Origin of the sequence: Clostridium tanneri (genome assembly GCF_033659955.1) — a bacterium.
GTDB lineage: Bacteria > Bacillota > Clostridia > Clostridiales > Clostridiaceae > Clostridium_AM > Clostridium_AM tanneri.
In genome coordinates this window covers 11,260-33,327 of the sequence record NZ_JARUJP010000002.1, presented here as the reverse complement: position 1 = coordinate 33,327, position 22,068 = coordinate 11,260, and the positions used below count along the sequence as shown (strand labels likewise).

Sequence of the window (22,068 nt, the reverse complement as noted above, 5' to 3'; positions counted from 1 at the left end):
ATAATGGTTCACTATCAACTCTCAACTAATAATTAAGGGGTGTTTATAATGAATTTACCAAAGGAATTATATTATCATGTTGAACATACTTGGGCTAAAATCGATGGAGATGTAGCTTATATAGGAATAACTGACTTTGCTCAAGACCAACTTGGAGACATATTATTTGTTGAAATGCCAGAAATTGAAGATGAAGTTACACAAGGTAAACCTTTTGGAGTTGTTGAGTCTTCAAAGAAAGCTTCAGATTTATTTGCGCCGATTTCTGGTCAAGTATTAGAAGTAAATGAGAAACTAGATGATGAGCCAGAGTATATTAATGAAAATGCTTACGATGCATGGATAGTAAAAATAAAAGTTAGTGATAAAGGTGAACTTGATAACTTATTAAGTGCTTCTAAATACGAGGAAGGCTTAAAGTAGAAAAAAAAACTTCTCGGTATTTTAACCGAGAAAGTTTTTTTTAAGGAGGTATTTATAAGATATGTTAAAGGTTAAGTTTGTTCCACAAAATATAGAACTAGAAGTTGCTGAAGGAGAAAACTTATTAGAAGCAGCAAGAAAAGCAGAAATATTTATAGATGCACCTTGTAATGGGAACAGTGTTTGTGGAAAGTGTAAGGTAAAAATAGTTGATGGAAAGGTACATACTGAAAAAAGTAGACATATAAAAGATGATGAGTGTAATGAAGGGTATGTTTTAGCTTGCTGTTCTAAGGTAACAGAAGATATTATTGTGGAAATACCATCTAATGCAGGATCTGCTATGCATGGTATGAAAATAGAGGATTTATCAGGGGAAAGAGAACAGTTAATATTTGAAAAAGCTAAAAGCCAAGCCTTAGAAAACGGAATGGAATTTAAGACCTATGTAAGAAAAGATTATATTGAATTAGATCCACCAACTTTAGATGATAATATATCTGACTTTGAAAGGATAAAAAGGCATCTCAGAACTAACCTGGGATATAATCAAGTATTTTGTAGACTGCCTTTGCTTAGAAAGATACCTCCAATATTAAGAGAAGCTAATTTTAAAGTAACAATTACTCATATACCAAGAGGCGAAGGAAAAACAACAATAATCAGAATGGAAGTAGGAGATTCTACTAATAAATTATATGGTATAGCTTTAGATATTGGCACAACATCTGTAGCAGCTTGCTTAGTAAATCTGCAGGAAGGAAAGCTAGTTGCAAAAGCATCTTCTGGAAATGCGCAGATAAAGTATGGTGCCGATGTTATAAATAGAATAATGTACTCAACTAAGAGAAATGGGCTAGAGGATCTTAATAATGCAATTATAAAGGAAACTATAAACCCATTGTTAGATAAAATGTATAGAGATTCTGGTATAGGCAGAGATGACGTTGTATCTTTTATTGCAGCTGGTAATACAACAATGTCCCATCTTTTTCTAGGAATATACCCAGATTACTTAAGAATGGAACCTTATATACCTGCTTTTGTAAAGGCACCATTTATAAAGGCATCAGAGTTAGGGATAAATATTAATTCGGAAACCTTCATATACTTAGTACCTTCAGTAGCAAGTTATGTGGGTGGAGATATTACCGCAGGAGTATTGTCTTCTGGGTTATGGAACAGCACTGAAAATATATTATTTATTGATTTAGGAACTAACGGAGAAATTGTATTTGGAAATAGAGAATTTTTAATGACCTGTGCATGCTCAGCAGGGCCAGCCTTTGAGGGCGGAGAGATAAGCTGTGGAATGAGGGCCGCAGGAGGAGCTGTAGAAGGAATAAGAATTAACAAAGAGAATTATGAGCCTGCAATTAGTGTAATAGGTAATGAGAAACCATTAGGAATATGCGGTTCAGGTATTATTGACTTAATATGTGAATTGATGCTTGCAGGAATAATTGACAGAAGAGGAAAGTTAGTAAAAGGTCTAAACACATCAAGAGTTAGATTTGATGAGCATGGAATTGGAGAATATGTTCTTGTATTTAAAGAACATTATGGATTAGAAAAAGATATTACCATAACGGAAGTTGATATAGATAACTTTATTAGAGCTAAAGGGGCTATTTACTCAGGACTTACTACTTTACTAAATAGTCTTGGAATGGATTTTACTATGATAGATAAAATTTATATAGCTGGAGGTATAGGAAACAGTTTAGATATTGAAAACTCAATAAAAATTGGAATGCTTCCAGATATAGAGAGAGAAAAGATATCATACATTGGAAACAGTTCACTTATGGGATGTTATTTAACTTTGATGAGTGAGGATGCAAGACATAAGTTAGAGGATGTTGGAAATCAGATGACCTATGTAGAGTTAAGTGTAGAGCCAGCATATATGGATGAGTTTGTGTCAGCCTGTTTCTTGCCACACACAGATATAGAAAAGTTCCCTACAGTTAAGGAAATTTTAGGATAAGCTAATTGTAAAATTGTGTGAAAAATTGTACAATTAAGTTGAGTAAAGGTTTACTATGTACTAATTTATAGAAAAGGGGAGGCAATAATAATGTGTGAATCAACAGCATACTTAATAACACCAGAGGGAGAGCGTAAGTTAATGGAATATGTAGTGGATGTAGTACCAAAGGATAATGGAAGATTAGCTTTAACAGATATTTTAGGTGAGGAAAAGATTATTGAAGGAATGTTAAAGGAAATCAGACTACTAGAGCACAAAATAGTAATAGAAAATATTAAGTAAACTTTAGTTCATATATTTAACTAAGATAAAAATAAAGTATTAAGGATGGGGATTTAGGATGAGTAACGAAAATTTACATGAACATAGTCATGAACATGGACATACACACGATCATGAACACCAACATCATCATGAGCATAATCATATGCATGATGGTCATGAGCACAGTCATGAACACGATCACAATCATGTTCATCCACATAATCACAGTCATAGTCATGAGCACAATCATGATGGATCACATGGACACTGTCATTGTTCAGATAAAGAGATGGACAACATTAGTAAAGAGGAAAGAACTTTAAGACTTTTATTAAATCATTGGGTTGAACATAACAAATCCCATGAAGAAGGGTTTAGTGAATGGGTTGAAAAATCAAGAGTAATGGGAAAGGCTGATACAGCTGATTTTATACAAAAGGCAATAGATTTAATGAAAAAAGCAGATGAAATGCTTTTAGAAGCTCAAAAACATATGTAGTATATGAGGTTATAAGTTAGCAAGAGCCAAGGTATCTATAATAAATTCCTCAGTACTGTTAACTGCACTTAAGAACTCTAAGAGTTCTAAAAATACAGTTAAATGTATCTTCGGAATTCATTATAGACACCTTCTCAAAGCTAACTTTTAAGCTAGTATAAAATGTTTTGAGTATTTTTATAAGTATTTGAAAATTAGAAAGGCAAAGCAGAAAGGATGAAGTTCATGGATAGAGTAGCTATTGAAGAGAAGAGAAAAGATAAGATACCTTATGATTATCATAGTAGTATATTTAAAGATTTTGATCCGGAGTTGATGTCTAAGAATACTGGATGTCATTATGATAAGGAAAAAGGTGAATTTGTTGTAAGGTTGATGGGTGAGGACATAATTGTAAAATATCCTAGTGGACAAGTTTTAAAGGCAGATGGCTCTGAGATAAATAAATATCCACCTAAAACTTTAGTATTAAGATATTTAATGAATGCAAAAGGGGTTGCTCCATTAAATAGGGATATTACCTATAGAGATGTTGATGGTGGTAATATGTATTTTAGAAATTTTAATGGAAGATGTCTTTTAAGATTAGCTAAGACTTTTGGAAATAGTATAGATAAATTTAAAAATGTATTTGAAAAGCTTCAAGCAGAAAAGGTTAATATGGGGGATGCCGCGTACAGATTTGAATTTCTTAATAATATATATGTAACCTTCGCGTTGTGGGAAGGTGACGAAGAGTTTCCACCAGCTTCTCAAATCTTATTTGATGGAAATGCACCTTTTTACTTTACTGCGGAAGACCTAGCGGTAGTTGGAGATGTTTCAATTGGAACAATTACTACTTTGGCTTACTCTAAATAGTCAGACTAACTATAAGAATTATTGTCGAAATATTAGGAAAAATGCTTAATTATATAACCTGGAGGAATTAATATGAAATATATATTGAATAATTCACTGAACCCATATTTTAATTTAGCATTAGAGGAACATATATTCAAAACCGTGGGAATGGATGATGATTTTATTATATTATGGCAAAACGATAAGACAATAGTAATTGGAAGACATCAGAATACTATTGAAGAGGTCAATTCTGATTTTGTAAAAGAAAATAATATAAACGTAGTAAGAAGAATAACTGGCGGCGGAGCCGTATATCATGATTTGGGGAACCTTAATTTTTCTTTTATCACTGGATATGATAAAAATGATAAAATTGATTATAAAAAATACACAATACCTGTAATTAATGCTTTAGATAAGATAGGTATTAAAGCAGAACTAAGCGGAAGAAATGATTTAACTATTGATGGAAAAAAGTTTTCAGGAAATGCTCAAAGTTTACATAAAGGGAGGATATTGCATCACGGAACCTTATTGTTTAATTCTGATTTAGATGTTGTTAGTAAGGCATTAAATGTAAAAGCAGATAAAATTAAATCAAAAGGTATTAAATCAGTAAGAAGTAGAGTTACAAATATAAGTGATTATTTAGATAAAAGTATAGAAATAGGTGAATTTAAAGATATACTTTTAAAAAATTTATTTGAAGAAAATGATCTTCAAGAATATATTATTACAGAAGATGACCTAAAGGCCATCAATGAGCTTAAAGATAACAAATATAATACATGGGAGTGGATATATGGAAAATCTCCCAAGTTTAACTTTAAGAGCTCTAAGTGGTTCACAAACGGAAATATAGAAGTTTTACTTAATGTAAAGGGCGGAATAATTACAGATTGTAAAATTTACGGAGATTTCCTAGCGTTATATGGTATCGATGAGGTAGAAAAAAATATTTGTGGGCTTCAATATGAAGAAAATGTTATTGAAAATTTAATAAAGAGCTTTGATTTAGTAAAATACTTCGGAAACATCACACTTGAAGAGGTCCTAAGTTGCTTTTTTAATTAATTTAGATAAAAAGTTATTATAACTATAATAATTTTTTATAAATTTAATAGTAAAGGGGAAGCTTATATGGAAAGTGGAATGTTAAAACCGACAGAATTATGTGATGCATCCATAGGTGGAGGTTGCGGTAAAGCCAAGTTAACGGTATTACAACAGACTGTTCTTGGCATTATGGCAGGTATCTTTATAGCACTAGGGGGAGCAGCTTCAGCTGTTGCTTCGCATAGTGTAACTAACGTAGGATTGGCAAAGTTTGTAGGAGGGGCTATATTTCCTGTAGGACTTATATTAGTAATAATATGTGGAGCAGAACTGTTCACAGGAAATTGCCTTATGGTTGTACCCCTTATGGACAAAAAAATAAGCTTTAAAGATTTAATAAGAAACTGGGTAGTAGTATACATTGGAAACTTTATAGGTTCAGTACTTTTAGCATTCTTAGTTTTCGAATCAGGGATGCTTACTATGAGCTCAGGAAAACTAGGAGGAACTGTAATAAAGGTTGCCTCAACAAAGGCAGGTTTACCATTTGCTACAGCATTCGCAAGTGCAATATTATGTAATTTACTTGTTTGTCTTGCTGTCTGGGGAGCGGCAGCGGCTAAAGATGTTGTAGGAAAAATAGCTATAGCATGGTTCCCTATAATGGCTTTTGTAACCTGCGGCTTTGAACACTGTGTTGCTAATATGTATTTTCTAATGGTAGGTCTTTTCGCTAAATCCAATCCAGTCTTTGCCCAAGCCTCTGGTTTAACTCCAGATAAGATGGTAAATGGATCTGGAATTATTCACAATTTAATACCTGTAACTCTTGGCAATATGGTGGGAGGTGTAATTTTAGTAGGTTTTACTTATTATATAGCATATAAGTATGCCCCTGCTTTAAGTGAGAAAAGTAAGAGTAATTTAACACAAGCAAACGTTAATTAGATTAGGTTTTGGATTTATATTTTAGATAGTTTTTTGGACAATTCCTTAGAAATTCAGAGTATACGAGAAATATGATAAGTACAGACAGTATAAACATATGAAAAAAATCTAATTTTAAAGGTTTTCATCCTTGAAGGATAAAATAATATGTGTTAAACTTAGAGCATAAAGTTAATTAAATTAAATACTAAGGCAGAGTTTTAGAGAGCCAAATTTTAAGATACAGGTACAACTGTATCTTGGATTTGAGCTCTTTTTTGTTTATATTTAAGGAGGTATATAAATATGTTTGATGTAACAATTATTGGAGCAGGAGTTATAGGATGTTCAATAGCTAGAGAACTATCAAAATATAATTTAAAAACTTGTGTGGTAGATAAAGATTCAGATGTTTCTAACGGAACTACAAAGGCTAATAGTGCCATAGTTCACGCTGGTTTTGATGCTAAGAGTGGTACTTTAAAAGGTAAATTAAATGCGTTAGGTAATGCAATGTTTGATAAGTTATCAGAGGAATTAGATTTTCCCTTTAAGAGAATTGGTTCACTAGTTTTATGTTTTGATGAAAATGATATAAATAAGCTTTATGAATTAAAGGAACAGGGAGAGAAAAATGGAGTTCCCAATCTTCAGGTTTTAGATGGAACTAGAGTAAGAGAATTAGAACCTAACACTAGTGATAAAGTAGCAGCAGCTTTATATGCGCCAACTGGTGCTATAGTATGCCCTTATGAGATGACTATAGCCCTAGCTGAAAATGCTTATACTAATGGAGTTGAATTTTTATTTGAAACGGAAGTAACAGATATAATAAAAGAAGATAGTTATATATTAAAAACAAATAAGGGCGACATAAAGACTAAGTTAGTAATAAATGCTGCAGGAGTATTTGCAGATGAAATAAACAATATGGTAAGTGAAAATAAAATCAGTATAGTTCCTAGAAAGGGTGAGTACTGTTTATTCGATAAGGCTGCAGGAGATACAGTTTCAAGAACTATATTCCAGCTGCCAGGTAAGATGGGAAAAGGTGTATTAGTTACACCGACAGTAGATGGTAACTTACTAATAGGACCTAATGCTACAGAAATAGAAGATAAAAATGATTTAACTACAACTAATGAGGGAATTGATGAAATATTAAGTAAGGCTTCACTTAGTATAAATCAGATACCAATGAGACAAGTAATCACTTCCTTTTCAGGGCTAAGAGCTCATAGTGTAGTGGATGACTTTATAATAGAAGAGCTAAAAGATGCAGAAAACTTTATTAATGCAGCAGGTATCGAATCACCAGGACTTTCAAGTGCTCCAGCTATCGGAGAAATGGTTAGAGATATAGTTATAGGAAAGCTAAATCCTGAGAAAAATGGGACATTTAATCCTATAAGAAAGGGAATACCTAAGTTTAGAGAGTTAGACAATGAAGAGAGAAAGAAGCTTATAGAGAAAGACTCAAGATATGGAAAAATAGTTTGTAGATGTGAAACAGTTACTGAAGGAGAAATAATCAGTGCTATAAGAAGACCAGTAGGTGCGAAGACATTAGACGGTGTTAAGAGAAGAACTAGAGCTGGAATGGGAAGATGTCAAGCAGGCTTCTGTGCAACAAAGATAGTTGAGATTTTATCAAGAGAGCTTAATGTTTCTCCAACAGAGGTAACTAAATTTGGAGGAAACTCTAATGTTTTAGTTGGAAAAGACAAAGAGACTATTTAATTTCACTTTAAAGATAAACTAAGGTTTTTATGATAAGGTTTTAAAGTAATTGTTAAATATGAATTAGAATTGTCGGAGGTTTAGAGATATGCAAGAATTTGATATAGTAATAATCGGCGGAGGTCCAGCAGGACTTGCAGCGGCCATTTCAGCAAAAGAAGAAGGAATAGACAGCATATTAATACTAGAAAGAGATACCCAATTAGGGGGGATATTAAATCAATGTATTCATAACGGATTTGGCCTTCATACTTTTAAGGAAGAGCTAACAGGACCTGAATATGCACAAAGATTTATAGATAAAGTAGAAGATATGAAAATACCATATAAACTGAACACTATGGTATTAGACTTGAATAAAGATAAGGTTATTACAGCGGTTAATGAAGAAGATGGAATACTTGAAATAAAGGCTAGAGCTGTAGTTCTAGCTATGGGTTGTAGAGAAAGACCAAGAGGAGCAATAAATATACCAGGAAGCAGATCAGCAGGAATATATACTGCAGGATCAGCCCAAAAATTTGTAAATATTGAGGGATATATGCCTGGCAAGGAAGTGGTTATACTTGGATCAGGAGATATAGGCCTTATAATGGCAAGAAGAATGACACTTGAAGGAGCAAAGGTTAAGGCTGTAGTTGAGCTTATGCCTTATTCAAGTGGTCTTAAGAGAAACATAGTTCAATGCTTAGATGACTTTGATATACCACTAAAGTTAAGTCATACTGTAACAGACATAAAAGGCAAGGATAGAGTTGAAGGAGTAACTATTGCAAAGGTTGATGAAAATAGAAAGCCTATAAAAGGAAGTGAAGAGTTTATTCCTTGTGATACATTACTTTTATCCGTTGGTCTTCTTCCAGAAAATGAACTTTCAAGAACTGCAGAAGTTAAGTTGTCTAATATAACAGGTGGACCAGAAGTGGATGAAAGTTTAGAAACAAATATAGAAGGTATATTTGCTTGTGGAAATGTGCTTCATGTTCATGATTTAGTAGATAATGTTTCGGTAGAAAGCTCTAATGCTGGAAGAAACGCAGCTCAGTATGCTAAAGGTAAGAGATTTGACGGTAAAAAGATAGAAGTTATAGCTACAGAAGGCGCTAGATATACAGTGCCAAAGGCTATTAATCCTAAAAATATTGAAAAAGCAGCAGAAGTTAGATTTAGAGTTGGAGATGTATTTAAAGATAGTTTCGTATCAGTTTATTTTGATGATGTTAGAGAAATGCATATAAAGAAGAGAGTATTAGCACCAGGTGAAATGGAGACTGTGAAACTTACAAAGGCAATGTTTGAAAAATATCCTAACTGTGAAAAGATAACAATTAAGGTGGAAGGAGAGTAATAGATATGAGAGAACTAATATGCATAGGATGTCCTATAGGATGTCAGCTTGCAGTTAAGCTACAGGGAAATGAAGTTGTGGAAGTTACAGGTAATACCTGCAAAAGAGGAGAAGACTATGCTAAAAAGGAATGTACTAATCCTACTAGAATAGTAACTTCTTCTGTATGTGTAGAAGATGGAGACATTGACATGGTAGCTGTTAAGACTGAAAGTGATATACCAAAGGATAAAATCTTCGACTGTATCAAAGAACTAAAGGGAATAGTAGTAAAGGCACCTGTAAATATTGGAGATGTAATAGTTGAAAATGTACTTGGAACTGGTGTAAATATTATAGCTACAAAAAAGATAATTAAAGTAGAGAAAAAAATAGATAAAATTGCTTAATAATAAAGCCGGCAGGTACAGGTTACTGTATCTGCTGGTTTTTATTTGTAATAGTACTTTCTAAATATTACTGTAAATACTATAATAGTAGTAGGAAGAGGAGGGAAAATTAAAAATGAATGAAAATGAATTGAAAAGGATAATAGAGGAGATAAGTTCCTTTGAACAGTTGAAGCTTTCTAATATCCCTGATATAGATTTGTATATGGATCAAGTAACTACCTTCATTGATGAGAAGCTCGGTTACTTAAAGAGAAACGAAAAGGACAGCATTCTTACAAAAACAATGATAAATAATTACACCAAAGCTGGAATAGTAATACCTCCTAAAAAGAAAAAGTATTCCAAACAACATATGATACTTATCATTCTAACCTACTATCTAAAGCAAGTCCTCTCAATAAGTGATATACAAAGTCTACTATCTCCAATTGTTCAGTCTATAAACTCTGGGAAAATCCATGAGCTAAATGTAGAAGATATATATAATAAGTTTTTAGAAATAGAGAGAGATGAAATTGCAAGCTTTAAAGGTGAGTTTGAAGATAAGCTTAGTCTAGAATTAGCAGATGACCTCAGCGAAGCGGAGGTTGAGTCTGAGGAGAAACTAGAACAGGATTTAGAAGAAGATACTCATGATTTAGATGATAAAGAAAAAGATATCAGTAACTTAATAATGACAGTAATAACTCTAGTAGTAAGGTCAAGCATACAAAAAAGAATGGCGGAAAAGATAATTGATGAACTACTTAATGAAAATAAATAAGGCTAAAGATATAACTTTTATCTTTAGCCTTAAAATAAATTCTTAAAGCAGTTTCTACATATTGCTGTTTTGCCCTTATTTGCAGATATTGATTCCTCTTTTTTTATAGATTTACCACATACTTCACAAAAGAACTTGTTTTGATTAGTACTAGAATGACAAGCAGAGGTTTTTGTGGATAAAGAGGAAGCTTTTTTTCTATTCGGAGGGGGAGAATAGTTGATAGGGTTGTCCTCTACTTCTTTTTTCACTACTTTATATTCAATTGAATAGGTGCTTTCTCCAAAAAGATCCAATTCAAACCTTGGGTTTTCTTCGTCATAAAACTCTTCTATTATAATTCTTCGTATCTGAGCATCATTGATTATAAGACCACTTTTTTCAATACCATCAAAAATGCTTTTAGTAATATTATTAGTATCAGGGTGTCTTTTTCTACTTTTGTAGTAAACCTTTAACACTGCTATTAAGGCCTCTGTAAGCACTTTGCCAGGATTCTGACGTCGGGTTTCGTATGCTATTTGTTCCTCATAGTGGGCATACCTATCGTGGTATTTACCAGAGTTATAAGGCAGTATAGCTCTACCATTAATATTAAAAAGTTTAAAATTTGATTTTGATATAGGAGAGCCCTTCACTATAACCTTTGCGTAATTATCATTCATAATTTATCCCTTCTTTTACTTTTGTCCATAAAAGCTTTTATTCCATACAATTATAGCATAATATTTAATGGGATAGTGGATAGAATAATTTACAACTGAAAATCAATACTAAATGGCTATTGTCAATTGTCAACAGTCATTTGTATGAAGTATAATATTTGTTAGTATTGCTAATTAAAATAAAGTGAGGGAAAAGCCATGGATAAGGATATAAAGATACTTGCACTAGAGAGCAGTTGTGATGAAACTTCAGCAGCTGTTGTAGTTAATGGAAGAGAAGTGTTATCAAATATAATATCATCTCAAATAGATATACACACTAAATTTGGAGGGGTAGTGCCTGAGGTTGCATCTAGAAAACATGTGGAAGTTGTTTCAGTTGTTGTACAGGAGGCTTTAGATAAAGCAGGAGTAACTTTAGAGGAGATAGATGCCATAGGAGTTACTTATGGACCAGGACTGGTTGGCGCTCTTTTGGTAGGGGTTCAATATGCAAAGGGATTAGCTTATGCGACAGGAAAACCTTTAATTGGCGTTAACCACATAGAAGGACATATATGTGCTAATTTCATACAACATAAAGATCTAGAACCACCTTTTGTATGTCTTGTTGTTTCAGGTGGGCACACCTTTATTGTGTATATGAAAGACTATGGTGAGTTCGAAATTTTAGGACAGACAAGAGACGATGCAGCTGGGGAGGCTTATGACAAAGTAGCTAGGGCAATAGGACTTGGTTATCCTGGTGGGCCTAAAATTGATAAGATTTCAAAAGAAGGGAATCCAGATGCCATTAAATTTCCTAGAGCGAACTTTCATGATGATAGTTCATTAGATTTTTCCTTTAGTGGAGTTAAATCTGCGGTATTAAACTATTTAAATCAGATGGAAATGAAGGGTGAAGAAATAAATAGGGCAGATGTTGCTGCATCTTTCCAAAAAGCAGTGGTAAGCTTCTTAGTAGATAACGCTATGAAGGCTTGTAAGCTAAGGGGAGTTAGTAAAATAGCAGTTGCAGGTGGAGTGGCATCAAACAGCTGTCTAAGAGAAAGTCTAATTAATGAAGGCGAGAAAAGGGATATAAATGTACTATTTCCTGAATTTATACTCTGTACTGATAACGCAGCTATGATAGGTAGTGCAGCATATTTTGAATATACAAAAGGAAGAACAGCAGAGTTAACATTGAATGCCATTCCTAATTTAAAGCTTGGTGAAAGATAAGGCTGAGCAAGTATTCAATTTTTATAATTTACTCAAACCTGTATAAGGTTTGAGTAAATTTTTTTTTATATAATGATAAAAATAAGTAAACAGAAACAATAGAGTATCACAAATACCGATTAGAGTATACTGTTTACAAAATAAAGTATATGCTATATAATGGATGTGTGAAAGGGATGATTACGATATAGCTTTAAAGTTGCATTGTTATTTTATAAAGAAAATTAACACAATATTTAAAAGTGTAGACATGCCCTAAATGTGCTAGTAGTTAAATATAATACTAACAACAGCTTTTTTATTCAAAAGTGCAAGTAAAAAAATTTTTAAATGCAATTGAAATAATTTTAATGCTTGTATATAATATTATTATCTTGTTAATATTTATTATGATTTCTTAATAATTATTCAATATACGTAATTTTTATGAAAAGGGGCTGAGGAATTTGGTTAAAAAGTTTAAAAGAGTTCTTGTAGCTAATAGAGGAGAAATTGCAATAAGAATCTTCAGAGCATGTCAGGAACTAGGTATAAGAACAGTTGCTATATATTCAGATGAAGATAAGCGTTCACTTTTTAGAACAAAAGCAGATGAAGCTTATCTAATAGGAAAAAATAAAGGGCCGGTAGAGGCCTATTTAAATATTGATGAAATAATTAGTCTTGCTCTTAAGAAAGGCGTTGATGCAATACACCCAGGTTATGGATTTTTATCAGAAAACGCTGAATTTGCGAGAAAATGTCAAGAGGCTGGTATTGAATTTATAGGACCAACTTCAGAAATGATGGAGAATCTTGGAGATAAGATTAAATCCAAGATTGTAGCTCAAAATGCAGGAGTACCTACGATTCCAGGAGTAGAAAAACCTATAGAATCAGAAGAAGAAGCAGTAGAATTTGCTAGAAGCTGTGGTTACCCTGTAATGTTAAAGGCAGCTGCAGGTGGTGGCGGCAGAGGGATGAGAATAGTAACAAAGGAAGATGAGCTTATTTCTTCATACAGAAGTGCTAAAAACGAAGCAAAAAAGGCTTTTGGAATAGATGATGTATTCATCGAAAAGTATCTTGAAAAACCAAAGCATATAGAAGTACAGATACTTGCAGATAAATATGGCAATGTGGTTCATCTCTTTGAAAGAGATTGTTCAATACAGAGAAGGCATCAAAAGGTTGTAGAGTTTACTCCAGCTATAGCTTTACCTGAGGAAAAGAGAAAAGCTATATGCGAAGATGCACTAAAAATAGCTCAATATGTAGGATACAGAAGTGCAGGAACTCTAGAATTTCTTGTAGATAAAAATGGAAATCATTATTTTATAGAGATGAATCCGAGAATACAGGTTGAACATACAGTAACAGAAATGGTTACTGGAATAGATATTGTTCAAAGTCAAATTTTAATAGCAGAAGGTTATTCTTTAGGTTCAGAAGAACTTGGCATAGGCTCACAGGAAGATATAAAGCCTAGAGGTTTCGCTATTCAGTGTAGAGTAACTACAGAAGACCCTTCTAATAACTTTGCACCAGACACCGGAAAAATTGATGTATATAGAACAGGATCTGGTTTTGGAATAAGACTTGATGGAGGTAATGGATTCACTGGTGCTGTTATAAGCCCTTACTATGACAGCCTTTTGGTTAAAACTACGTCATGGTCAAGAACATTCCAGGATGCAATAAGAAAGTCAATTCGTTCTATAAAGGAGATGACAATCTCTGGAGTAAAAACAAATGTTGATTTTCTAATAAATGTGTTAAACCATGAACAATTTGCAAAGGGTATATGTGATACTAACTTTATAGCAGATAACCCTGAGCTCTTTGATATATCACCAAGAACAGATGATGAGTTAAGAGTACTAAGATTTATTGGTGAGAAGGTAGTTAATGAAACTCATGGACAAAAAACAGATTTTGATGTTCCTGTAGTGCCAAAAGTAGATATAAGTGAGCCTTTAAGAGGAACAAAACAAATACTAGATGAGCAAGGTCCTGAAGGACTTGTTAACTGGATTAAGGATCAAAACAAGTTACTTTTAACAGATACAACGATGAGAGATGCTCATCAATCGCTTATGGCTACAAGAATGAGAACAAAGGATATGCTAAAAATTGCAAAAGCTCAATCAGTACTTGGTAAGGATTTATTCTCCATGGAAATGTGGGGAGGTGCAACTTTTGATGTTGCCTATAGATTCTTAAAGGAGTGTCCTTGGGAAAGGCTTACTGAATTAAGAAAGAAAGTTCCTAACGTATTATTCCAAATGCTTATAAGAGGAGCAAATGCTGTAGGATATAAGAATTACCCAGACAATGTAATAAGAGAATTTATAAAGGAATCTGCAGAGTCAGGAATAGATGTATTTAGAATATTTGACTCATTAAACTGGTTAAAGGGAATGGAAGTGGCTATTGACGAGACCTTAAAACAAAATAAGGTAGCAGAAGCATGTATGTGCTATACCGGCGACATTCTTGATGAGTCTAGAGATAAATATACCTTAGAATATTATATAAAGCTTGCTAAAGAAATTGAGAAGACAGGAGCTCATATTCTTGGAATAAAGGATATGTCAGCTTTACTAAAGCCTTATGCAGCACTAAAACTTATAAGGGCGTTGAAGAATGAAATATCTATACCAATTCATCTTCATACACATGATACTACAGGAAATGGCGTAGCAACAGTGCTTATGGCAGCGCATGCAGGAGTGGATATTGTAGATACTGCTTTTAATAGCTTATCAGGACTTACAAGTCAACCAGCACTAAACTCTGTAGTTGCAGCGTTAAAAAATACAGAGAGAGATACAGGTATAGATTTAGATGGTCTTCAAAAGTTATCTGATTACTGGAGTGCTGTTAGACCGGTTTACAGTCAGTTTGAATCAGGACTGAAAACAGGAAGTGCAGAAATATATAAGTATGAAATACCAGGAGGACAGTATTCTAACCTTAAACCTCAAGTTGAAAGCTTTGGCTTAGGTCATAGATTTGATGAAGTAAAAGAGATGTTTAGAGAAGTAAACCATATGGTTGGGGATATTGTAAAAGTTACTCCTTCTTCTAAGATGGTTGGAGACTTAGCTATATTTATGGTGCAAAATGATTTAACAACTGAGAATATATGTGAAAAGGCTAAAAATATGAGTTTCCCTGATTCTGCTGTATCATACTTTAAAGGTATGATGGGTCAGCCAATGGGAGGATTTCCAAAGGATCTTCAGAAGATAGTATTAAAAGAAGAGAAACCTATCACATGTAGGCCAGGAGAAATGTTACCAGATGAAGATTTTAGTAAGATAAAGAATTATCTAGAAGAAAAGCACAAAATAGAAGCCACTAACAAAGAATCGCTGAGCTATGCTTTATATCCAGATGTGTTTGAAAACTACCTTAAGTACATCAAAGAAAACGGAGATTTTAGCCGTATGGGAAGTGATGTATTCTTCCATGGCTTACGAGAAGGTGAAACTTCAGAAATTGAAATAGCTGAAGGTAAAACTCTAATTGTTCAGCTTATGGAAATAGGAAAAATTGATTTACAGGGAAATAGAACTGTGGTCTTTGAGGTTAACGGTAACAGAAGGGATATAAAAATAAAAGATAAGTCTAGCAACTCTGCAGCTCAAGGGCGTGAAGAGACAATGATTATGGCTGATTCAGAAAATAGCCTAGAAATAGGTGCAAGTATTCCTGGAAATATATTAAAGATACTTGTAAAAGAAGGGGATACAGTAAAAGAAGGAGACAGCTTGATTGTAATTGAAGCTATGAAGATGGAAACCAATATTGCGGCAGCTGTTTCAGGAGTTGTTGAAACAATATTTGTTAAGGAAGGACAACAGGCTAAGTCAGGACAGTTATTAATTAAACTTAAATAAAAATTTTATATAATAACAGATATACCAAAAAAGACTTTGCTCTAATTAAAGAGTAAGGTCTTTTTTATTGGAAAATAATCAATGTTATATTAAAATATGCTTAAATGGATATAAATTTAGGTATATTTAACCAGAACCAATGTATGATAGAATATAATATATCATAAGACAGTTAGGAATAATAATACATAGGTCAGTTGACATATTACTTACGTAGTAGTAAGAAAAAATGTCTAGTAGCAGTAAAAGAAAAAGTAGTAAATTCCTAAGTGATATATCTTAACTTAAGAAATATGGAGAGTGGTAAATTTGGATAAGAAAGTAGGATTTTTAGGCTGTGGAAATATGGCTCAGGCTATTATAGGAGGAATAATAAGATCTAAATTAGTAAATTGTGATAATGTTGCTGCTAGTGGTGTTCGTGAGGAACAGTTAAGAAAGATAAAAGAGAAATATGGTATCAGAGCTACTGATGATAATAAAGAACTGGCTCAGTTTTCTGATATATTGTTTTTAGCAGTAAAACCAGAAAAATACGAAATTGTGGCAGAAGAAATAAAAGAAGCTATAAAAGATGAAGTTATCATAGTAACAATGGCACCAGGAATAAGTACTAAGGATATGGAAGTTTTCTTTGATAAAAAGATAAAAGTTGTTAGAACAATGCCAAATACTCCTGCACTTGTAGGCGAGGGCATGACAGCAGTATGCCATAATGATGAGATATGCAAAGAGGAGTTGGAACAGGTTATTAAAATTCTGGAGAGCTTTGGAAAGGTTCAGATAATAGATGAAAAACTTATGGATGTAATTCCTGCTGTAAGTGGCTCATCCCCTGCCTATGTGTATATGTTTATCGAAGCTTTAGCAGAAGGCGGTGTTCTGAGAGGGTTGACTTGGGATCAAGCATATAAGTTAGCGGCTCAGGCTGTACTAGGTTCAGCAAAAATGGTATTAGAAACAGGGGAGCATCCAGCTGTATTGAGAGATAAGGTTTGTTCTCCTGGAGGAACTACTATAGCTTCAGTATATAGTCTTGAGAAAAATAATTTTAAGGGAACTATTATAGAGGCTATGGAGAAATGCACTGAAAAGATAATTGATATGTCTAAAAATAAATAAAGAAAAGCTGAATATCTTTAATATATTTCAATTCAAAAGGAAAAAATAAAAAAAAGTAGGTTCATAATAAATTAGAATATATAGTAAGATTTGAAATTAATAACATTAAGTCTTTGAAAGGGGCAGAGTAATGGAACTAGGGAATATTTATAACGGGTTTAAATTATTAGAAGAGAACAATATTGATGAAATTAATTCTACAGGTATGTTGTTTGAACATGAGAAAACAGGAGCTAAACTATTTTACTTAAAGAATGATGATGATAACAAGGTGTTTTCTATAAGCTTTAGAACACCGCCTACAGATAGTACAGGGGTACCGCATATACTAGAGCACTCTGTACTTTGTGGATCAAGAAAGTTTCCTGTGAAGGAACCCTTTGTAGAGCTAGTAAAAGGTTCTTTAAATACTTTTTTAAATGCTTTTACGTTCCCGGATAAAACTATGTATCCAGTAGCAAGCACGAATGACAAGGACTTCAAAAATTTGATGGATGTATATTTAGATGCTGTTTTCTATCCAAACATATATAAGTATCCAGAGATTATGATGCAGGAAGGATGGCATTATGATTTGCAGGATAAGGATGGAGAACTTACCTATAAGGGTGTGGTTTATAACGAAATGAAGGGAGCTTTCTCATCTCCAGAATCAATACTGTTTAGAAAAATATCAGAATCACTTTTCCCAGATACTCAATATGGAGTTGAATCCGGTGGAGATCCTGATGTTATACCAGAGTTAACGCAGCAGCAGTTTCTAGATTTTCACAAAAGATACTATCACCCATCTAATAGTTATATATATCTGTACGGTAATATAGATATATCAGAAAAATTAAAGTTTATAGATGAAGAGTATCTAAATAATTTTGAAAGGATTCAGGTGGATTCTCAATTAAACATTCAAAAACCTTTTGAAAAGCAGAGAGAGGTAATTATAGAATATCCTATATCTAGTACTGAAAAGGAAGAAGATAAGACATTTTTAAGTATGAACTTTGCAGTTGGTAAAGCAACAGATGATGAATTGTACTTAGCCTTTGATATTCTTGAACATCTTTTACTAGAGACACCATCATCACCACTTAAGAAGGCGTTAATCGATGCGAATATAGGTAAGGATGTTTTTGGGTCTTTTGAAGGTGGTATGCTTCAGCCTATGTTCAGTATTGTTGTAAAAAGTTCAAATGAAAAAGAAAAAGATAAGTTTAAGAGTATCGTTACAGAAACTCTAACTAAGCTTGTTAAAGAAGGTATAGATAAAAAGCTCATAGAAGCTTCTATAAATATAAAGGAATTCAAACTAAGGGAAGCTGACTATCATGGATATCCTACAGGACTTATATATAGCATGAAGGCTATGGATAGCTGGCTTTATGATGAAAAGCCTTGGGAGCATTTAGCTTTTGAAAATATACTAAAGAAGATAAAAACTGCTTTAACTACAAATTACTTTGAAAGTATGATAGAAAAGTATTTACTTGATAATAATCATAGTTCAGTTCTTATTGTAAAACCTGCAAAGGGATTAGCAGAAAAGAAAGAAGCAGATTTAAAGAAAAGGTTAGAAGAATATAGAAAAAGTTTAAGTGATAAGGAAATTGAAGAAATTATAAATAATACTAAGCTGCTAGAAAAAAGACAGACTACTTCTGATTCTCCGGAGGAGTTAACAAAGATACCACTATTATCAATAAAGGATATTGATCCTAAGGCAAAGAGATTACCTTTAGAGGAGAAAGAGGAGCAGGGAATAAAGATACTTCACCACTCTGTATTTACTAATGGAATAGCCTATGTAAATATGTACTTTGATACACAGGGAGTTAACGAAGAACAAATACCTTATATATCACTATTAAGTACTATAATGGGTAAAGTAAGCACTGAAAAATATAATTATGAGGACTTAGCTAAAGAAATTAATATTAACACTGGTGGTATAAGACATACTGCTCAGGCTTATTATGAGACTGGTGATGCTGAGAAGTTTTACCCTAAGTTTGTAATAAGGTCTAAGGTTCTATTAGAAAATATATCAAAGCTATCACAGTTACTAGGTGAAATAATTAGCCATACTAGATTTGATGAACATAAACGCTTAAAAGAAATAATCCAGGAAACAAAATCACGTATGGAGATGATAATTTTTGATAGAGGCCATGTAGTAGCGGCAAATCACCTATTCTCATATTTTTCACCAATAGGCAGGTATGAGGATATACTCAGTGGGTTGTCTTTCTATAAGTTTATTGTAGAATTAGAAAAAAACTTTGACGATAGGGTAGAAGAATTAGTTAAAAACCTACAAGAAGTGTCTAAAGTTATTTTCAATAAAAATAACTTGCTTTTAAGTGTTACTCTTGAAGAAAAAGACTACGAGGAATTTAATAAAAACTTTGGATCATTATACAGTGAGCTGGGAAATGAATATATAAAACCAACAGAATATAAATTCAAATTTGAAGCCAAAAATGAAGGGTTAATGACCTCGGGAAAGGTTCAGTATGTTGCTAAAGCTTATAACTTTATGAAGTTAGGATATTCTTATAATGGAAGTCTTCAGGTTCTAAGAGCTATAGCAAACTATGATTATCTATGGAATAGAGTACGTGTACAGGGAGGAGCATACGGTAGTTTTTCTTCCTTCCAAAGAAACGGTAATACCTTCTTTACTTCTTACCGTGATCCAAACTTAGATAATACACTAAAGATTTACCAAGAAGCAGGGGATTACTTCAAGAAATTTGAGGCAGATGATAGACAGATGACTAAGTATATTATTGGAACTATATCAGATTTAGATTTTCCGTTAACTCCTTCAATGAAAGGTGAACGTGCAGCTGAAAACTATATAAAACATTTTACACATGAAGATATACAAAGAGAAAGAGAAGAGATATTAGCCACTAAGGTTGAAGATATACGCAAATTCGGAGACCTAGTTTCAGATGTAATGAAACAAAATTACCTATGTGTATTAGGAAATGAAGATAGAATCAAAGAAAATAAAGAACTCTTTAATGAATTAGTAACATTATTCGAGTAAAAAAATCCACAATGTGAATCTTTTTATATTCACATTGTGGATTTCTCTTTTTAATAAGTTAAATAGCGTGGCTACCAGAGGAATTCATATTCTTCAAGTCTTTTATCCATGCTCTTACGCTTTCTATTATTATAAATAAAACCATAATTATCAGCACGAAGGAAAGCACTGCTAGAAGCATCTTACCTTGTGGTAGGTAATTTTGGAATATATTTAGTAATGCTGCATCTACAGTTATTATAGTTATGATAACCATTGGTATTGCAGTAATAAGGCCGTATATAGGTTTGCTATGCCTTATTATAACTGTAGTGCCTATAGCAAAGGCTATAGCTGCAAGCATTTGGTTTGCTGTTCCAAATAGAGGCCATATAGTTGATACGTTTCCGGTATACAATAGATAGCCCCAACTAAAGGAAATTAATGCACTAAAGAGTACCATGTTAAATACTGAATTTTTATTTTCAAAAGGTTTATAAAACTTTCCGCATAAATCTTGAAGAAGATATCTTCCTATTCTAGTACCAGCGTCTATTGTAGTCAATATAAATAACGCTTCAAACATTATACAGAAGTGATACCAGTAGGACATTAAATGTTCAAGTCCTGGAATCTTATAGAATACATAGGACATACCTACAGCAAGAGATACCGCTCCACCAGGTCTACCGGCAAGGTTCTCACCAACCATTTGTGAAAGCATTGGAAGTTCACTAGGAACCATGCCAAGCTTAGCAAATACAGCAGGAGTTGAGTTTATAGCAAAATAATCAGCAGTTGGAAGACAAGTTGCTGCAATTAATGCCATCATTCCTACGAAGCATTCCAAAAGCATAGCACCAAAACCTATTGGAAGTATATCTTTTTCGCTTGAAATTAATTTAGGAGTCGTACCAGAACTTATTAATGCATGGAAGCCGGATAAAGCACCGCAGGCTATTGTTATAAATAGGAACGGGAATACTTTACCAGGGATAACAGGTCCGCCACCATGTATAAAACTAGTTACAGCTGGCATTTGAACAACTGGTCTAACAATCAATATACCAATAGCTAAGAAACCTACAACACCAAGCTTCATGTATGTGCTTAAATAGTCTCTAGGAAGTAGTAGTAGCCATACAGGAAGGGCTGCTGCACAAAAACCGTATAATGCTAGTATAATTGACATTTGTTTAGCATTAAAGGTTAAAAATGGAGCTAAGGCAGTATGTTGAATAAATGGTCCTAGTATAACGCCTAGTAGTATAAGAGCCATACCAATTACAGTAGCTTCAGCAATTTTACCAGGTCTTAAGAATTTTAAGTATAATCCAATTAGTATAGCAACTGGGATAGTGAATCCAACGGTGAAGGTACCCCAAGGACTGTTATAAAGTGAGTTAACAACTGGAAGTCCAAGACCAGCCATTGCAATTATTAATATAAATAGAACTGCAATTGATGTAACAAAGCCCATTTTTGCACCAAAATTTGCTCTAGCGATTTCAGCTATGGATTGTCCATCCTGTCTAACAGAAGCAAACAATAAAACCATATCGTGAACAGCACCAGCAAAAACACCACCGATTAAAATCCAAAGTGTACCTGGAAGGTAACCGTATTGTGCTGCAAGGACTGGTCCTATCAGTGGTCCAGCACCAGCTATAGCTGCGAAGTGGTGACCAAGGAGTACCCATTTGTTTGTAGGTACGTAATCTCGACCATCCTCATGAACTTTCGATGGAACTTCTCTAGTTTCATCAGTAACCAATACCTTTGCTGCTATAAATGCACCATAAAGTCTGTAACCTAAAATTAAGACAAGAGCAGCTATTATTACAAGAACTATTGAATTCATAAAAAACCCCCCTTTAGTTATTAAGTAGAA

17 protein-coding genes are annotated in these 22,068 nt (G+C 33.3%); 15 read left to right on the top strand and 2 right to left on the bottom strand.

What is annotated here, in order from left to right:
• Nucleotides 1-48: 48 nt before the first annotated feature.
• The 11 genes from gcvH to P8V03_RS02425 all read left to right on the top strand — a co-directional run bounded on the left by gcvH (nt 49) and on the right by P8V03_RS02425 (nt 10,251).
• Nucleotides 49-423, top strand: coding sequence for a glycine cleavage system protein GcvH (gcvH, locus tag P8V03_RS02475; protein WP_318796662.1), 375 nt, complete (start codon nt 49-51; stop codon nt 421-423).
• Nucleotides 424-484: 61 nt separating this feature from the next.
• On the top strand, nt 485-2,413 hold the full coding sequence (gene acsV, locus P8V03_RS02470) for a corrinoid activation/regeneration protein AcsV (RefSeq protein WP_261671059.1): 1,929 nt from the start codon (nt 485-487) through the stop codon (nt 2,411-2,413).
• Between the two features lie 90 nt (nt 2,414-2,503).
• Nucleotides 2,504-2,698, top strand: coding sequence for a CooT family nickel-binding protein (locus tag P8V03_RS02465; RefSeq protein WP_261671058.1), 195 nt, complete (start codon nt 2,504-2,506; stop codon nt 2,696-2,698).
• A 58-nt stretch (nt 2,699-2,756) separates the two neighbouring features.
• Nucleotides 2,757-3,179 (top strand): DUF8180 domain-containing protein, encoded by a 423-nt coding sequence (locus P8V03_RS02460; protein WP_261671057.1) that lies wholly within the window; start codon nt 2,757-2,759, stop codon nt 3,177-3,179.
• A gap of 225 nt (nt 3,180-3,404) precedes the next feature.
• A complete protein-coding gene (locus P8V03_RS02455; RefSeq protein ID WP_318796661.1) occupies nt 3,405-4,040 on the top strand; it encodes a DUF3786 domain-containing protein in 636 nt (211 codons plus the stop codon).
• A 72-nt stretch (nt 4,041-4,112) separates the two neighbouring features.
• Complete coding sequence (gene lplA / locus P8V03_RS02450) at nt 4,113-5,099, top strand: lipoate--protein ligase (protein WP_261671054.1); 987 nt, start codon at nt 4,113-4,115, stop codon at nt 5,097-5,099.
• A 66-nt stretch (nt 5,100-5,165) separates the two neighbouring features.
• Nucleotides 5,166-6,029, top strand: coding sequence for a formate/nitrite transporter family protein (locus tag P8V03_RS02445; protein ID WP_318796660.1), 864 nt, complete (start codon nt 5,166-5,168; stop codon nt 6,027-6,029).
• A gap of 285 nt (nt 6,030-6,314) precedes the next feature.
• On the top strand, nt 6,315-7,748 hold the full coding sequence (locus P8V03_RS02440; RefSeq protein ID WP_318796659.1) for an NAD(P)/FAD-dependent oxidoreductase: 1,434 nt from the start codon (nt 6,315-6,317) through the stop codon (nt 7,746-7,748).
• Between the two features lie 88 nt (nt 7,749-7,836).
• On the top strand, nt 7,837-9,096 hold the full coding sequence (locus tag P8V03_RS02435; protein WP_261671050.1) for an NAD(P)/FAD-dependent oxidoreductase: 1,260 nt from the start codon (nt 7,837-7,839) through the stop codon (nt 9,094-9,096).
• Between the two features lie 5 nt (nt 9,097-9,101).
• Nucleotides 9,102-9,485: a DUF1667 domain-containing protein gene (locus P8V03_RS02430; RefSeq protein ID WP_396125095.1), complete on the top strand. Its 384-nt coding sequence runs from the start codon at nt 9,102-9,104 to the stop codon at nt 9,483-9,485.
• Nucleotides 9,486-9,600: 115 nt separating this feature from the next.
• A complete protein-coding gene (locus P8V03_RS02425) occupies nt 9,601-10,251 on the top strand; it encodes a DUF1836 domain-containing protein (RefSeq protein ID WP_318796658.1) in 651 nt (216 codons plus the stop codon).
• A gap of 29 nt (nt 10,252-10,280) precedes the next feature.
• On the opposite strand, the gene P8V03_RS02420 is transcribed toward P8V03_RS02425, so the two are convergent.
• Nucleotides 10,281-10,916, bottom strand: coding sequence for a RusA family crossover junction endodeoxyribonuclease (locus P8V03_RS02420; protein ID WP_318796657.1), 636 nt, complete (start codon nt 10,914-10,916; stop codon nt 10,281-10,283).
• Nucleotides 10,917-11,114: 198 nt separating this feature from the next.
• Here P8V03_RS02420 and tsaD point away from each other — a divergent pair, with 198 nt between their 5' ends.
• The 4 genes from tsaD to P8V03_RS02400 all read left to right on the top strand — a co-directional run bounded on the left by tsaD (nt 11,115) and on the right by P8V03_RS02400 (nt 20,198).
• Nucleotides 11,115-12,140 (top strand): tRNA (adenosine(37)-N6)-threonylcarbamoyltransferase complex transferase subunit TsaD, encoded by a 1,026-nt coding sequence (gene tsaD / locus P8V03_RS02415; protein WP_261671047.1) that lies wholly within the window; start codon nt 11,115-11,117, stop codon nt 12,138-12,140.
• A 446-nt stretch (nt 12,141-12,586) separates the two neighbouring features.
• Nucleotides 12,587-16,024: a pyruvate carboxylase gene (locus P8V03_RS02410; RefSeq protein ID WP_261671046.1), complete on the top strand. Its 3,438-nt coding sequence runs from the start codon at nt 12,587-12,589 to the stop codon at nt 16,022-16,024.
• 309 nt (nt 16,025-16,333) lie between these two features.
• Complete coding sequence (gene proC / locus P8V03_RS02405) at nt 16,334-17,146, top strand: pyrroline-5-carboxylate reductase (RefSeq protein ID WP_318796656.1); 813 nt, start codon at nt 16,334-16,336, stop codon at nt 17,144-17,146.
• Between the two features lie 130 nt (nt 17,147-17,276).
• Nucleotides 17,277-20,198: an insulinase family protein gene (locus P8V03_RS02400; protein WP_318796654.1), complete on the top strand. Its 2,922-nt coding sequence runs from the start codon at nt 17,277-17,279 to the stop codon at nt 20,196-20,198.
• Between the two features lie 58 nt (nt 20,199-20,256).
• Here the strand turns inward: P8V03_RS02400 and P8V03_RS02395 are convergent, their stop codons facing one another.
• Complete coding sequence (locus P8V03_RS02395; RefSeq protein ID WP_261671043.1) at nt 20,257-22,038, bottom strand: carbon starvation CstA family protein; 1,782 nt, start codon at nt 22,036-22,038, stop codon at nt 20,257-20,259.
• Nucleotides 22,039-22,068: the final 30 nt, after the last annotated feature.

Coding starts and splice junctions, on each gene's coding strand:
- P8V03_RS02395 (WP_261671043.1), bottom strand. CDS start 22,038: ATGAATTCAATAGTTCTTGTAATAATAGCTGCTCTTGTCTTAATTTTA.
- tsaD (WP_261671047.1), top strand. CDS start 11,115: ATGGATAAGGATATAAAGATACTTGCACTAGAGAGCAGTTGTGATGAA.
- P8V03_RS02445 (WP_318796660.1), top strand. CDS start 5,166: ATGGAAAGTGGAATGTTAAAACCGACAGAATTATGTGATGCATCCATA.
- P8V03_RS02420 (WP_318796657.1), bottom strand. CDS start 10,916: ATGAATGATAATTACGCAAAGGTTATAGTGAAGGGCTCTCCTATATCA.
- P8V03_RS02460 (WP_261671057.1), top strand. CDS start 2,757: ATGAGTAACGAAAATTTACATGAACATAGTCATGAACATGGACATACA.
- P8V03_RS02400 (WP_318796654.1), top strand. CDS start 17,277: ATGGAACTAGGGAATATTTATAACGGGTTTAAATTATTAGAAGAGAAC.
- P8V03_RS02435 (WP_261671050.1), top strand. CDS start 7,837: ATGCAAGAATTTGATATAGTAATAATCGGCGGAGGTCCAGCAGGACTT.
- P8V03_RS02465 (WP_261671058.1), top strand. CDS start 2,504: ATGTGTGAATCAACAGCATACTTAATAACACCAGAGGGAGAGCGTAAG.
- acsV (WP_261671059.1), top strand. CDS start 485: ATGTTAAAGGTTAAGTTTGTTCCACAAAATATAGAACTAGAAGTTGCT.
- P8V03_RS02425 (WP_318796658.1), top strand. CDS start 9,601: ATGAATGAAAATGAATTGAAAAGGATAATAGAGGAGATAAGTTCCTTT.
- P8V03_RS02430 (WP_396125095.1), top strand. CDS start 9,102: ATGAGAGAACTAATATGCATAGGATGTCCTATAGGATGTCAGCTTGCA.
- P8V03_RS02455 (WP_318796661.1), top strand. CDS start 3,405: ATGGATAGAGTAGCTATTGAAGAGAAGAGAAAAGATAAGATACCTTAT.
- P8V03_RS02440 (WP_318796659.1), top strand. CDS start 6,315: ATGTTTGATGTAACAATTATTGGAGCAGGAGTTATAGGATGTTCAATA.
- gcvH (WP_318796662.1), top strand. CDS start 49: ATGAATTTACCAAAGGAATTATATTATCATGTTGAACATACTTGGGCT.
- lplA (WP_261671054.1), top strand. CDS start 4,113: ATGAAATATATATTGAATAATTCACTGAACCCATATTTTAATTTAGCA.